This is a genomic window from Streptomyces sp. LMG1-1-1.1, from assembly GCF_040815545.1.
In the GTDB taxonomy this organism is placed as follows: domain Bacteria; phylum Actinomycetota; class Actinomycetes; order Streptomycetales; family Streptomycetaceae; genus Streptomyces.
This window is the reverse complement of record NZ_JBFPNH010000002.1, coordinates 61359-75065: the sequence shown is the minus strand read 5'-3', so window position 1 is coordinate 75065 and position 13707 is coordinate 61359. Positions and strand designations below refer to the sequence as shown.

At 73.5% G+C, this 13707-nt stretch carries 12 protein-coding genes; 10 read left to right on the top strand and 2 right to left on the bottom strand.

The features are described 5' to 3' along the window. Positions 1–2: 2 nt before the first annotated feature. Both MRBLMG1_RS03120 and MRBLMG1_RS03115 read left to right on the top strand, forming a co-directional pair. Positions 3–596, top strand: coding sequence for a sigma-70 family RNA polymerase sigma factor (locus MRBLMG1_RS03120; RefSeq protein ID WP_367820453.1), 594 nt, complete (start codon positions 3–5; stop codon positions 594–596). Between the two features lie 36 nt (positions 597–632). After that, the gene (locus MRBLMG1_RS03115; RefSeq protein ID WP_367820451.1) at positions 633–1127 is read left to right on the top strand and encodes a GNAT family N-acetyltransferase; all 495 of its coding nucleotides are present in this window, start codon (positions 633–635) and stop codon (positions 1125–1127) included. Between the two features lies 1 nt (position 1128). Here the strand turns inward: MRBLMG1_RS03115 and MRBLMG1_RS03110 are convergent, their stop codons facing one another. Then, positions 1129–1563, bottom strand: a complete 435-nt coding sequence (locus MRBLMG1_RS03110; protein ID WP_367820449.1) for a hypothetical protein — start codon at positions 1561–1563, stop codon at positions 1129–1131. Positions 1564–1565: 2 nt separating this feature from the next. Further along, the gene (locus MRBLMG1_RS03105) at positions 1566–1928 is read right to left on the bottom strand and encodes a hypothetical protein (protein WP_017241769.1); all 363 of its coding nucleotides are present in this window, start codon (positions 1926–1928) and stop codon (positions 1566–1568) included. A gap of 563 nt (positions 1929–2491) precedes the next feature. Between MRBLMG1_RS03105 and MRBLMG1_RS03100 the strand changes: the two genes are divergently transcribed. From MRBLMG1_RS03100 to MRBLMG1_RS03065, 8 genes are all read left to right on the top strand, one after another. Beyond that, positions 2492–3544 (top strand): methionine ABC transporter ATP-binding protein, encoded by a 1053-nt coding sequence (locus MRBLMG1_RS03100; protein ID WP_367820447.1) that lies wholly within the window; start codon positions 2492–2494, stop codon positions 3542–3544. After that, positions 3541–4209: a methionine ABC transporter permease gene (locus MRBLMG1_RS03095; RefSeq protein WP_367820445.1), complete on the top strand. Its 669-nt coding sequence runs from the start codon at positions 3541–3543 to the stop codon at positions 4207–4209. Before MRBLMG1_RS03100 ends, MRBLMG1_RS03095 begins: the two co-directional genes overlap by 4 nt. A gap of 93 nt (positions 4210–4302) precedes the next feature. Further along, positions 4303–5163 (top strand): MetQ/NlpA family ABC transporter substrate-binding protein, encoded by an 861-nt coding sequence (locus MRBLMG1_RS03090; protein ID WP_367820443.1) that lies wholly within the window; start codon positions 4303–4305, stop codon positions 5161–5163. Between the two features lie 196 nt (positions 5164–5359). Continuing rightward, positions 5360–5995 (top strand): GNAT family N-acetyltransferase, encoded by a 636-nt coding sequence (locus tag MRBLMG1_RS03085; RefSeq protein WP_367820441.1) that lies wholly within the window; start codon positions 5360–5362, stop codon positions 5993–5995. A 72-nt stretch (positions 5996–6067) separates the two neighbouring features. Further along, a complete protein-coding gene (gene cbiE / locus MRBLMG1_RS03080; protein WP_367820439.1) occupies positions 6068–7342 on the top strand; it encodes a precorrin-6y C5,15-methyltransferase (decarboxylating) subunit CbiE in 1275 nt (424 codons plus the stop codon). Positions 7343–7673: 331 nt separating this feature from the next. After that, the gene (cobT, locus tag MRBLMG1_RS03075) at positions 7674–11228 is read left to right on the top strand and encodes a nicotinate-nucleotide--dimethylbenzimidazole phosphoribosyltransferase (RefSeq protein WP_367820437.1); all 3555 of its coding nucleotides are present in this window, start codon (positions 7674–7676) and stop codon (positions 11226–11228) included. Between the two features lie 304 nt (positions 11229–11532). Next, on the top strand, positions 11533–12774 hold the full coding sequence (cobA, locus tag MRBLMG1_RS03070; protein ID WP_367820435.1) for a uroporphyrinogen-III C-methyltransferase: 1242 nt from the start codon (positions 11533–11535) through the stop codon (positions 12772–12774). Positions 12775–12862: 88 nt separating this feature from the next. Beyond that, positions 12863–13681: a TrmH family RNA methyltransferase gene (locus tag MRBLMG1_RS03065; protein ID WP_367820433.1), complete on the top strand. Its 819-nt coding sequence runs from the start codon at positions 12863–12865 to the stop codon at positions 13679–13681. The last annotated feature ends 26 nt before the right edge of the window (positions 13682–13707 follow it).

Here is a 13707-nt window from a genome sequence, read left to right as displayed (position 1 = left end):
ACATGACCTCCCCCACCACGCCCGCGCTCCCCACCACCCCGGCGCCCGCGCCCGCCTCCGACACGGCGCCCGGCCTCCTGGCCGCCCTCGCCCCGCTGCTCGCCGCCGAGTCGGACGCCGAGGCGCCCGCCGCCGGCGTCGAGCCCGGCGACCTGGAACAGGCCGTCTGGCTGCGGCTCCTGGAGCGGCTCCAGGAGACCGGCGCGGCCCCTGAGCGACCCGCCGAATGGCTGCGCAGGGCCGTCAGGGCGGAGGCCCGCCGCGCCCGCAGGACCACCGACCGGGAGCGCCCCTACCGGGACGAGCCCGTCGCCGAGCCGGGCGGCGCCGAGCCCCACGGCTCCCCGGAGCACTCCCTGATGGCCGCCGAAGGCCGCCGCACCCTGCGGGCCGCCGTCACGCGGACGCCCGGCCGCTGCCCCCGGGTGCTCACGGCGATGCTCGACCCGCAGGACCACACCTACCGGGAAATCGCAGGAGAGTTGGGTATCTCACAGGGCAGTCTGGGGCCGATGCGTTCCCGTTGCCTGGGATGCCTGCGCAGAATGCTGGCTGCAGAGGTTCCCGCCCCCGGTCGACGGGGAAGGGTGCGGTAAACCGATGATCGACAGATGAGCGGGAGGCGTGCACACATGGGCCTGAGTGTGACCATCTCAGCAGCGGACGAACGGGACGCGGAGCACATCCTGAAGCTGCAGTACCTCTGCTACCAGAGTGAGGCGGAGCTCTACGGGGACTGGTCCATCGAACCGCTCACCCAGTCGCTCGACGCCCTGCGCACCGAACTCCACGAGGGGTACGGCCTGGTGGCCCGGCTCGGCGACGAGATCGTCGCCTCCGTGCGGGCCCGCCTCGACGAGGACGGCACGGTACGGATCGCCAAGCTGATCGTCCACCCGCGCATGCAGCGGCACGGCCTCGGCGGCCGGCTCCTCGACGGCATCGAGCGCCACTTCGCCTCCGGCGCCGAGCACCTCCCCGTGCACCCGGCCAAGCGCTTCCAGCTCTTCACCGGCCACCGCAGCGAGGGCAACCTGCGGCTCTACCGCAGCAAGGGGTACGAGCAGGTCGCCACCCGCGAACTCGGCCCCAGGATCACCCTGGTGACCCTGGAGAAGGCCGCCTGACTCAGGCCGCCGACGGCGTGCGCGACCTGCGCAGCCACCAGATGCCGGTCAGCGGCAGCAGCACCGGGATGAAGAGGTAGCCGTAGCCGTAGTCCGACCAGACCGTCGCGTCAGGGAAGGCGGACGGCTCGACCAGCGTCCACGTCCCCACGACCAGCACGCCCGTGAGCTCGGCGGCGCAGCACACCAGCGCCGCCCTGCGGGCCGCCTCCCCGCCGCGCACCAGCGTGTAGGTGATGAAGGCGTACACCACGGCCGCCACCGCCGAGAGGCCGTACGCGAGCGGCGCCCGGTCGAACTCGGTCGCGATCTGGTAGATCGAGCGGGAGACCGCGCCGACCGACATCACCCCGTACAGCCAGACGAGCAGGATGCCCGGGCCCGAGACGAGGCGGGTCCTCGCGCCCTGCGCCGCCTTCTCCTGTGTCGCGGTCATGGTCAGCCCACCGTCCAGATGTCGTAGAGACGCACTTCGAGCACGGCCAGGACGACCGCGCCGGCCGCCACCGTCGCCGAACCCCACCGGCTGCGCTCCGCGAGCGACATGAAACCGGCGATCGGCACCGCGCACAGCGCGCCGAGCAGATAGGCGACGAAGATCGTCGTCCCCTCCTCGGCCTTCTCGCCGCGCACCAGCTGCACGATGCCGACGACCAGCTGGACCAGGACGAGGAACGTCACCACGGCCATGCCGATGAAGTGCCAGTCCTTGGTCGACTGGTCCCGGAAGGCGGCGAAGCCGCACCAGGCGGCGAGGGCGAGCGCGGCCACGGAGACCGCGACCGTCAGGGCGTCAAGCATGCGCCCGAGGGTATTACGGCCCGAATGGGCCGATGCGCTCGCCCCTCCCCGCCGTGCGCGCCCGGGCGTGGCCTTGGCCACAACCGGCGCCCCGTACCGGCCCCGTGCCGCTGCTTCCGGTACGCGCCCGGCCGGGTCGTCCCCGCAGGCCGCACTAAGGGAACGGCGGACGGACGCCGCCGCCCCGCTGTCCGCATGACGTCTCAGCGGCGTCCGCTATTCGGACAGGCCCCCGGTGTTCGCAGCTGCGCATGTTTTACTTGCAGACATGACCACGACGAGCAGCCGCACCCTTGCGACCGAGGCGACCACGACGCCCGGTGCTCGTTGTATGTGTCGAATGTGCGCCTTCTGAGGGCCCCCGCCTGAGTTTCGCGCCCCGAAGCGAGACCCGACGGCCGTGCCGTTCCTCCGTCTTCCGGCGGTGGACCGTGCCCGCCCCGCGCACTCGCCGCCTCCCGGCCACCCGCCGGGCCGGCCTCCCTGCGCCTGACTGTCCGAATCATGAATGCCCCGTGCCCGGCGGACCCCGCGCCGCGCACTCGACAGTGACGGAAACCCCTGTGATCACCACTTCGGGCCTGACCAAGGTCTACGAGTCGCGCGGCCGACAGGTCACCGCTCTCGACGGTGTCGACCTCCACGTCCGCGAGGGCGAGGTGTTCGGCGTGATCGGCCAGAGCGGCGCCGGCAAGTCCTCGCTCATCCGCTGCGTGAACCTCCTTGAGCGACCCACCTCCGGCACCGTGACCGTCGACGGCGTCGACCTCACCGCCCTCGCCGGCAAGGGCCGACGCGCAGGCAAGGACCTGCGCCGGGCGCGCAGCAGCATCGGCATGGTCTTCCAGCACTTCAACCTGCTGTCCTCCCGCACGGTCAAGGACAACATCGAGCTCCCCCTGGAGATCCTCGGCGTCCCCGGCGCCGAACGCTCCCGCCGGGCCCTCGAACTCCTCGACCTCGTCGGCCTCGCCGACAAGGCCAAGTCCTACCCGAGTCAGCTCTCCGGCGGCCAGAAGCAGCGGGTCGGCATCGCCCGCGCCCTCGCCGGCGAGCCCAAGGTCCTCCTCTCCGACGAGGCCACCAGCGCCCTCGATCCGGAGACCACCCGCTCCATCCTCCAGCTCCTGCGCGACCTCAACCGGCAGCTCGGCCTCACCGTCCTGCTCATCACGCACGAGATGGACGTCGTCAAGACGATCTGCGACTCCGCCGCGCTCATGCAGCACGGCCGGATCGTGGAGTCCGGCACCGTGGGCGAACTGCTCGCCACCCCCGGATCCCAGCTGGCCGCCGAGCTCTTCCCGGTCTCCGGCGCCGCCACCGGGCCCGAGCGCACCGTCGTCGACGTCACCTTCCACGGCGAGGCCGCGACCCAGCCGGTCATCTCCCAGCTCGCCCGCACGTACAACATCGACATCTCCATCCTCGGGGCCGCGATGGACACCGTCGGCGGAAAGCAGATCGGCCGGATGCGCATCGAGCTGCCCGGACGGTACGAGGACAACGTCGTCCCGGTCGGCTTCCTGCGCGAGCAGGGCCTCCAGGTGGAGATCGTCGAGGGCGCGCAGGACATCGCCGACGCGCCCGTACTGGTCAAGGAAGGTGCCAAGTGACCTGGTCCGAGATGCAGCCGCTGCTCGAACAGGGCACCGTCGACACGCTCTACATGGTCCTGTGGGCCACCGTCGTCACCGTGCTCGGCGGCCTGCCGCTCGGCATCCTCCTCGTCCTCACGGACAAGGGCGGACTGCTGCAGAACCGGCCGGTGAACAAGATCGTCGGTGCGATCGTGAACGTCGGGCGCTCGCTGCCCTTCATCATCCTGCTGATCGCCCTGATCCCCTTCACCACCCTCGTCGTCGGCACCTTCATCGGCCCGACCGCGATGATCGTGCCGCTCGCCATCGGCGCCATCCCCTTCTTCGCGCGGCTCGTCGAGACCTCCGTCCGCGAGGTCGACCACGGGCTCGTCGAGGCCGTCCAGGCCATGGGCGGCGGCATCCCCACCATCGTCCGCAAGGTGCTGCTCCCGCAGGCCCTGCCCTCGCTGGTCTCGGGCGTCACCACCACCGTGATCGTGCTCATCGGCTACTCGGCGATGGCCGGCGCGGTCGGCGGCGAAGGCCTCGGCTCCAAGGCCGTCACCTACGGATACCAGCGCTTCGACACCACCTTCATGCTGGTCACCGTCGTCGTCCTGGTCCTGATCGTGACCGTCATCCAGCTCATCGGCGACGGAGTCGTCCGACTCCTCGCCCGCCGGGGCCGTACCGCGTAACGGCCCCCCGGCCCCCCAGACTTCGTCCTTCGAAGAAACAGCCCGGACTTGTTGTCCAGGCGTCCACCGCACCACCGGAAAGAGGCACTCTTCGTGCGTAAGAACATCAAGCTCACCGCCGGTATCGCCGCCACCGCCGCCGTCGCCCTCGGCCTCACCGCCTGCGGCACCTCGTCGGACCCGTCCTCCGCCAAGGACGCGGCCGGCTCCGGTGACACCTCCAAGGCGCTCGTCGTCGCCGCGTCCCCGACGCCCCACGCCGACATCCTCAACTACGTCAAGGACAACCTGGCCGAGAAGGCCGGCCTGAAGCTGGAGGTGAAGGAGTTCACGGACTACGTCCTGCCGAACACCGCCACCGAGTCCGGCCAGGTCGACGCCAACTTCTTCCAGCACAAGCCGTACCTCGACGACTTCAACAAGAAGAACAACACCCACATCGTCCCGGTGGTCGACGTCCACCTGGAGCCGCTGGGCCTCTACTCCAAGAACCTCAAGTCGGTGAAGGACATCAAGGCCGGCCAGACCATCGCCGTCCCGAACGACACCACCAACGGCGGCCGCGCGCTCCAGCTGCTCGCCGAGAACGGCCTGATCACCATCAAGCCGGGCGTCGGAACCAACGCCAAGATCTCCGACATCACCGACAAGAAGGGCCTGGAGTTCAAGGAGCTGGAGGCCGCCACCGTGCCCCGCGCCCTGAACGAGGTGGACGCCGCCGTCATCAACGGCAACTACGCCATCGAGGCCAAGCTCGAGCCGGCGAAGGACGCCCTCGTCCTGGAGAAGGCGGACGGCAACCCGTACGCCAACTTCCTCGCCGTCAAGGAGGGCAACGAGAAGGACGCCCGCGTGCAGAAGCTCGCCAAGCTCCTCAACTCGCCCGAGGTGAAGAAGTACATCGAGGACACCTACAAGGGCTCGGTCATCCCGGCCTTCGGCGCCGCCCAGTAAGGTCCGCCCCGACCTCCGGCGTCCGAGGGACCGTCAGACCGGTTCCCCCGTACAGTCCTTGTGCAGAAGGCCCCCCGCATCCCGTCCGGTGCGCGGGGCCTTCGCCACACCCCACCCGGCCATGCGCACCGGCGGCCGCATGCTGCATGCTGTGCGTTCACGCTCGATTCGGACGGTCCACGGCATGGAGCTGCGCATGACTACCACCTTTCCGGACATCTCCATCAACACGGACCGGTTGGTGCTGCGCGCGCTCGAGGAGGCGGACGCCCCCGCCCTCGCCGAGATGATGAACGACGAGATGGTCGCCGCCTGGACGGCCGTGCCCCAGCCCTACACCGAGGCCGCCGCACGCCGCTGGATCACCGAGTACGCCCCCACCGAACGCGCCGCCGGCCGGGGCCTCGACCTCGCCGTCACCGAGTTCCTGACCCAGCGTCTGGTCGGCGTCGTCCAGCTCGGGAACACGAACTGGCGCGTCCGCTCCACCGAGATGTCCTACATCATCGCCCCCTGGGCCCGCGGCGAGGGCTACGCCTCCGAAGCCGCGCTCGCCACCGCCCAGTGGCTCTTCGGCGACCAGAAGTTCGAACGGATCGAGCTGCGCACCGCTGCCGACAACACCGCCTCCCAGCAGGTCGCCCAGAAGATCGGCTGCATCAGCGAAGGCGTCCTGCGCAACGCCTGCATAGCGCGCACCCGCACCGAGGACGGCAGCTGGACCGACCTGCGCACCGACTTCATCGTCTGGGGCCTCCTCCCCGAGGACCTCGACGGCGTCGCCGACCAGATGGCCGAGGCCGGGTACTCCTCGTACACCGACTGGAGCTGAGCCCCCGGGGCCATCCCGGGGTACGCTCGGCACGCCCCCGACCTGCGACAACACCACAGGAGACCGACGACGATGGCCGACCGCGTCACGGTGATCGGCTGGGACGGCTCGCCCCTCACCACGGCGGCCCGGTCCGCGCTCTCCGCCGCCACCCTCGTGGCCGGCGCCGGCCACCACCTCGCGCTGCCCGAGGTCCCCCGCGACGCCGAACGCATCCGCCTCGGCAGCCTCGACCTCGCCGCCCGCCGCATCGCCGGCCACCGCGGCACCGCGGTCGTCCTCGCCGACGGCGACCCCGGCTTCTTCGGCGTGGTCCGCACGCTGCGCGCACCCGAGTACGGCCTGGAGATCGAGGTCGTGCCCGCCGTCTCCGCCGTCGCCGCCGCCTTCGCCCGGGCCGGGATGCCCTGGGAGGACGCCCGCGTCGTCGTCGCCCACCAGCGCACCCTGCGGCGCGCCGTGAACGTCTGCCGTGCCCACCCCAAGGTCGCCGTCCTCACCTCGCCCGGCGCCGGACCGGCCGAACTCGCCCTCCTCCTCGACGGGGTCCACCGCACCTTCGTCGTCTGCGAGGAGCTCGGCACCGACCGCGAACAGGTCTCCGTCCTCACCTCCGACAAGGCCGCCGACCACATCTGGCGCGATCCGAACGTCGTCCTCGTCATCGGCGGCGGCAGCACCGGCGCCGTCGCCCCCGGCGCCGCCTGGCTGTCGGGCCAGGACACGGCCGTCCGGCCCGTACGGGGCTGGGGTCTGCCCGCGGAGGAGTACGCCCCCCAGGGGTACGACCACGACCCCGCGACCGGCCCCGACGCCGTCGCACCGGGCGGGGCGCGCACCACCGCGGGCGAGGACCCCGCCCTGCGCGCCGCCCAACTGGCCCGCCTCGGCCCCCGGACCGGCGACCTCGTCTGGGACGTCGGCTGCGCGGGCGGAGCCTTCGCCGTCGAGGCCGCCCGCTTCGGCGCCGCCGTCATCGCCGTCGACGCCGACCCGGCCGCCTGCGCCCGCACCGAGGCCGCCGCCCGCCGCCACGGCGTCCCCCTGCAGACCGTCCAGGGCCGCGCCCCGCACGTCCTCGAACGCCTGCCCGAACCTGACGTCGTACGGGTGGCGGGCGGCGGCGTCCCCGTCGTCCGGGCCTGCACCGACCGGCGCCCGGAACGGATCGTCGCCCACGCCTCCACCCGCGACGAGGCCGAGGCCGTCGGCGCGGCCCTCGCCGACGGCGGCTACGCCGTCGAGAGCCTCCTGCTCCAGACCGTCGGCCTCGACCCGTCCGACTGGTCCGAACGCGAGCGCTCGGTCGTCTTCCTGCTGGCAGGCCGCAGATCGGCCACTTCCTAGCTACCGGAGCGTTCTCCACCCGCGACCCGGCCGCCCCGCCGGGGCAGGGTAGGCTGGCCGATTGTTGTACCGCACCCGGACGTTCGGCGCTCTGTGCCTCAATGTCCTGAATTGGTGGCCGCTTTGCGCCGCTGATGTGGTGCGGGACAAGGGGGGACCGCGCGACGTGGCGCAGTCCACAGCGCACCGTGGCGGATCTCCCTGCCACGATGGCACAGGACCGCGACAATGAGTGGGTGTCCGCGTGTCCTTCGTGCCGCGCGGCGCGCGCGCTCGTTGTAGTCGACGGGCGCAGGTCTGAAGGAGCACAAGCGATGGGCGAGGGGTACGCATGACGGACACCGGCCAGGTCCCGGGCGAGGGACTGCCGGAGAACGCAGGCATGGTCGAGCAGCCGGGCATCCCCGCACCGGGCGCGTACACCTTCCTGGACCCCTCCGAGCACACCGCCGAAGACGACGACCTGCTTCTCATGCCGGGCGCACAGGGCGCCTGGAGCGAGCACCCGCCGGGCGTCGCGCCCGCGCCGCCGGTCGCCGTACCGGCCCCGCACGCGGCACCCGTGGTCCCGCACCAGGCGGCGCCCCAACAGGGCGTGCCGCACCCGGCCGCAGCGCACCCGGCGCCCCCGATGGGCGACCCGCTCACCGGCCCGCTGCCGGACCCGCTCACGGGCCCGCTCCCCGACTCGGTCGCCCTCGCCGACGTGCTGACGGCCCCGCAGGGCCAGACCCCGCCGCAGGGCGTGCCGCTCGGCCACCCCGCCGGCACCCCGGCGCACGGTGTTCCCGCGGCCGCGTACGAGCCGGTGGTCACCGACCACGGCTACGAACCCGGCATCCTCGACACCGGCGCCCACGAGGCCGCGGGCCGCGACACCGGCTCCGTCGACCTCGGCGGCGTCCGCATGCCGCCGCCCGGCCAGGCCCAGGTCCCGCCGCCGGCCCGCCGCCCGCTGCATATGGGCCCGCCCGTGCCCGACGCCACCGGTGGCGTCGTGCTCTCGCTGGCCGACCGCGGCCCGGCCGCCGCGCCCGCCCCGGCCCCGCAGCCGGCCCCGGTCGTGGCCACCGAGCCCGCGCCCGTGCCCGTACGGAACCCGGGACCGCCCACGACCGGCCCCGAGTACTTCGACATGCAGGACCAGCAGGTCGCCCCGCAGGGCGCCGAGCCGTGGGCCGCGCAGCCGCAGGAGGCCCCGGCGCCCCCGGCCGCCTTCCCCGCAGAAACGGTCGTCCCGCAGAACGGCCGGTTCGTCCAGGTCGAGGGCACGGTCCCGACCGCCCCGCACCTGGCCCCGACCCCGGCCGCCGACGCCGTCGCGGAGCCGGTCGCCGAGACGCAGGAGCCGACGCCGGTCGCCGAGCCGGCCGAGGCCCCCGTGCCCGCGCCCGTGGCGGCGGAGTCCGTCGCGGAGCCCGCCGTCGAAGCCGTCGCGGAGCCCGCTTCCGAAGCGGTCGCCGAGACGCCGGACGAGGCCCCCGCGGCCGCCGACGCCCCGGTCACCGTGCCCGCGCCGCGCGAGGGCGAGCCCGCCGCCGAGGCCCCCGTGCCCGCTCCGGCCGCCGCCGTGGAACCCGAGGCCGCCACCCCCGCGCCCGAGGCCGAGCAGGCCCCGGAGCCGGAGGCGCAGGCCGAGCCCGTCGTCGTACCTGCGGAGACGCCCGAGGTCGTCGGCGCAACCGTCGGCGAGCCCGTCGCCGAGGCCGTCGCCGTGTCGGAGGCCCCGGCGGAGCAGGCTCCCGAGGAGGCCCCCGCGGAGGCGGTCGCCGAGGAGATCCCTGTGGTCGCCGAGGAGACGCCCGAGACGCTGCCCGAGCAGGCCCCGGAGCCGCAGGCCGTCGCAGCGGTCGCCGATGAGCCCGCCGCGCCCGTCGACGAGGTCGCGCCGGCCGGGGACACCGACCAGCCCGAGCCCGAGCCCGAGCCCGAGGCCGAGACCGAGACCGAGACCGAGACCGAGGTCGTGGCCGACGCCGTCGAGCCCGCGGCCGTCGAGCCCGCGGCCGTCGAGCCGGTCGCGGTCGTGGCCGCCGAGGCCGAGCAGGCCCCGGTGGAGGCCCCCGCGGACACCGAGGCCGTCGCCGCCCCGGAGACCGAGGCCGAGGCCGTCACCGAGGAAGACGCCGACCCCGCCGTGCAGGACGCGCCGAGCGCCCCCGCCCCGGGTTACGCCGACGCCGAGCGCGAGGCCGTCCTCCGCGTGATGCGCGAGCGCCGCGACATCCGCAACGGCTTCCGCTCCGACCCGATCCCGCACGAGGTGCTGCTCCGCGTCCTGGAGGCCGCCCACACGGCCCCCAGCGTCGGCCACTCGCAGCCCTGGGACTTCGTCGTCATCCGCTCCGCCGAGACCCGGCAGACGATGCACGAGCTGGCCCAGAAGCAGCGCGAGGCCTACGCCAAGTCGCTGCCGAAGGCCCGGGCCAAGCAGTTCAAGGAACTGAAGATCGAGGCCATCCTCGACACCCCGGTCAACATCGTCGTCACCGCCGACCCCACCCGGGGCGGCCGCCACACCCTCGGCCGCTACACGCAGCCGCAGATGGCCCCGTACTCCTCGGCGCTCGCCGTCGAGAACCTCTGGCTCGCGGCCCGCGCCGAGGGCCTGGGCGTCGGCTGGGTCAGCTTCTTCGACGAGCGCGAGATGGTCCGTACGCTCGGCCTTCCCGAGCACCTCGAAGTCGTCGCGTACCTCTGCGTGGGTTACGTCGACGAGTTCCCCGACGAGCCCGAGCTGGCCCAGGCGGGCTGGTCCAAGCGCCGCCCGCTGGCCTGGGTCGTCCACGAGGAGACGTACGGCCGCCGCGCCCTGCCCGGCGAGGAGCCGCACGACCTGCTCCAGGAGACCGTCGCCAACATCCGCCCGCTGGACGCCAAGGCGCTCGGCGAGGCATGGGAGCGGCAGAAGCGGATGACCAAGCCGGCCGGCGCGCTCGGCATGCTGGAGATCATCTCCGCCCAGCTCTCCGGACTCTCCCGGATGTGCCCGCCGCCGATCCCGGAGCCCGCGGCCGTCGCGATCTTCGCCGGCGACCACGGCGTCCACGCCCAGGGCGTGACCCCGTGGCCGCAGGAGGTCACCGGCCAGATGGTGGCCAACTTCCTCGGCGGGGGAGCGGTCTGCAACGCCTTCGCGAACCAGGTCGGTGCCGAGGTCTGCGTCATCGACGTCGGCGTCGCCTCCGAACTCCCGGCCACCCCCGGACTCCTGCCCCGCAAGGTCCGCCCCGGCACCGGCGACTTCACCACCGGCCTCGCGATGACCCGCGAGGAGGTGCTGGCCGCGATCGAGGTCGGCATCGAGACCGCCCGCGACCTGGTCGCGGCCGGCAACAAGGCGATCCTCACCGGCGAGATGGGCATCGCGAACACCACCGCGTCCGCCGCGCTCATCTCGGTCTACACCGGGGTGGACGCCGCCGAGGTCACCGGCCGCGGCACCGGCATCAACGACGAGACGCACGCCCGCAAGGTCGACGTGGTGCGCCGCGCCCTCGACCTGCACAAGCCGGACCCGGCGGACCCGATCGGCGTCCTCTCGGCGATCGGCGGCCTGGAGCACGCGGCCCTCGTCGGGCTGGTCCTGGGCGCCGCCTCGCTGCGCACCCCGGTCATCCTCGACGGCGTCTCGACCGGCGCGGCGGCGCTCGTGGCCCGGGCCATCGCGCCCGAGTCGCTCGCGGCCTGCATCGCCGGCCACCGCAGCGCCGAGCCCGGCCACGTGGCGGCCCTCAACAAGCTGGGCCTGCGCCCGCTGGTCGACCTGGACCTCCGCCTCGGCGAGGGCACGGGCGCACTGCTCGCGCTGCCGCTCGTGCAGAGCGCGGCCCGCGCGATGCACGAGGTCGCCACGTTCGACTCGGCGGGCGTCACCGAGAAGTAGCACCACCCGACGCGTCCCCCACCCGCCCCGGCGGGCGGGGGACCCGCGGGAACCGCGTCCGGGACCTCCCGGCGTGATCCGCGGCGCCCTTCCGGGAGAGGCGCCGCCCGGGGCCCCGCGCCCGTCGATCACGCGGTCCCCGACACGGTCCCGGAACGCCGACCACGTCCCCCCGTCCACCGGGAGATCCGTCACACCCTGCCGACCGCGGGTCACCGATATCGTGGGTCACACAACGCGCCCCACCAGCCGCTTCACCGCAGCAGCGGCCCCCGTACACGTCCTTCCGAGGAGCCGCTCACCCATGGCCGAGCCCGCCGCGCACCCCGAGCACCCCGCCTACCCCGTCGGACTGCGCCTCGCCGGCCGCCGCGTCGTCGTCCTCGGCGGCGGGCAGGTCGCCCAGCGCCGGCTCCCCGCGCTGATCGCCGCGGGCGCCGACATCACGCTGATCTCCCCGTCGGCCACCCCCTCCGTCGAGGCGATGGCCGAGGCCGGCGAGATCCGCTGGACCAAGCGACGGTACGAGGACGGCGACCTCGCCGACACCTGGTACGCACTGGTCGCCACCACGGACCCGGAGGCGAACGCCGCGGCCTCCGCCGAGGCCGAGCGGACCCGCACCTGGTGCGTGCGCTCCGACGACGCCGAGGCGGCCACCGCCTGGACCCCGGCCACCGGCCGCGACGCGGGCGTCACCGTCGCCGTGCTCACCGGCCACGACCCCCGCCGCTCCGCCGCCGTGCGCGACGCGATCGTCGAGGGCCTCCGCGACGGTTCGATCGCCGCGCCCGCGCACCGCAGCCGCGCGCCCTTCGTCGCGCTGGTCGGCGGCGGCCCCGGCGACCCGGACCTCATCACGGTGCGCGGCCGCCGGCTGCTCGCCGAGGCGGACGTGGTCATCGCCGACCGGCTCGGCCCCCGCGACCTCCTCGACGAACTGCCGCCGCACGTCGAGGTGATCGACGCGGCGAAGATCCCGTACGGCCGCTTCATGGCCCAGGAGGCCATCAACAACGCGCTCATCGAGCACGCGAAGGCCGGCAAGTCCGTCGTCCGCCTCAAGGGCGGCGACCCGTTCGTCTTCGGCCGGGGCATGGAGGAGGCGCAGGCGCTCGCCGTCGAGGGCATCTCCTGCACGGTGGTCCCGGGCATCTCCAGCTCGATCTCGGTCCCCGGCGCGGCCGGCATCCCGGTCACGCACCGCGGTGTGGCCCACGAGTTCACGGTGGTCAGCGGTCACGTCGCTCCCGACGACCCGCGCTCGCTCGTCGACTGGGCGTCCCTCGCGAAGCTCACCGGCACCCTCGTCATCCTCATGGGCGTCGACAAGATCGGGAAGATCGCCGAGGCGCTGATCGCGCACGGCAAGAGCCCCGACACCCCGCTGGCCCTGGTCCAGGAGGGCACCACGGCGACCCAGCGCCGGGTCGACGCCACGCTCGCGACGGTCGCCGAGACCGTCAAGGCGGAGGAGGTCCGTCCGCCGGCCGTCATCGTCATCGGCGAGGTCGTCACCGAGGGCCCGGACAAGCTGGTGAAGTGACCACGGAAGCGCCCGCGCTGCGTAACCAGGGGTAACCGAACCCCGCGTACACATTGGCACCACACCCCGGACAAGGCAGTATCACCTCGTGGCCGAACTCATCACGATCGACGACCCCGACGACCCGCGCCTGCGCGACTACACCGGCCTGACCGACGTCGAACTCCGCCGCAGACGCGAGCCGGCCGAGGGCCTGTTCATCGCGGAGGGCGAGAAGGTCATCCGCCGGGCCAGGCAGGCGGGGTACGAGATGCGGTCGATGCTGCTCTCCGCCAAGTGGGTCGACGTCATGCGGGACGTCATCGACGAGGTCCCGGCGCCGGTGTACGCGATCCAGCCCGACCTCGCGGAACGCGTCACCGGCTACCACGTGCACCGCGGCGCGCTCGCCTCCATGCAGCGCAAGCCGCTTCCGGACGCCGCCGAACTGCTCGTCGGCGCCCGGCGCGTGGTCGTCATGGAGTCGGTCAACGACCACACCAACATCGGCGCCATCTTCCGCAGCGCCGCGGCTCTCGGCATGGACGCCGTCCTGCTCTCCCCGGACTGCGCCGACCCGCTCTACCGGCGCTCGGTGAAGGTCTCGATGGGCGCGGTCTTCTCCGTCCCGTACGCCCGCCTCGACATCTGGCCCCGGGGCCTGGAGGCCGTACGCGAGGCGGGCTTCAAGCTCCTCGCCCTCACCCCGGCGGAGAAGGCGACCTCCATCGACGAGGTCGCCCCGCACAAGCTGGACCGGGTCGCCCTCATGCTCGGCGCCGAAGGCGACGGCCTCTCCACCCAGGCCCTGCGCGCCGCCGACGAATGGGTCCGCATCCCCATGGCCCACGGCGTCGACTCCCTCAACGTCGGCGCGGCGGCTGCGGTCGCCTTCTACGCGGTCGCCACCGGCCGCCCGGAGTCCTGACCCCGACGCCCCTCCCCGCCCCACCG

What these genes read in the sequence shown, in the direction of transcription:
- MRBLMG1_RS03085 (WP_367820441.1), top strand. Translation starts at nt 5,360, where the DNA reads ATGACTACCACCTTTCCGGACATCTCCATCAACACGGACCGGTTGGTG.
- MRBLMG1_RS03120 (WP_367820453.1), top strand. Translation starts at nt 3, where the DNA reads ATGACCTCCCCCACCACGCCCGCGCTCCCCACCACCCCGGCGCCCGCG.
- cbiE (WP_367820439.1), top strand. Translation starts at nt 6,068, where the DNA reads ATGGCCGACCGCGTCACGGTGATCGGCTGGGACGGCTCGCCCCTCACC.
- cobA (WP_367820435.1), top strand. Translation starts at nt 11,533, where the DNA reads ATGGCCGAGCCCGCCGCGCACCCCGAGCACCCCGCCTACCCCGTCGGA.
- cobT (WP_367820437.1), top strand. Translation starts at nt 7,674, where the DNA reads ATGACGGACACCGGCCAGGTCCCGGGCGAGGGACTGCCGGAGAACGCA.
- MRBLMG1_RS03110 (WP_367820449.1), bottom strand. Translation starts at nt 1,563, where the DNA reads ATGACCGCGACACAGGAGAAGGCGGCGCAGGGCGCGAGGACCCGCCTC.
- MRBLMG1_RS03115 (WP_367820451.1), top strand. Translation starts at nt 633, where the DNA reads ATGGGCCTGAGTGTGACCATCTCAGCAGCGGACGAACGGGACGCGGAG.
- MRBLMG1_RS03105 (WP_017241769.1), bottom strand. Translation starts at nt 1,928, where the DNA reads ATGCTTGACGCCCTGACGGTCGCGGTCTCCGTGGCCGCGCTCGCCCTC.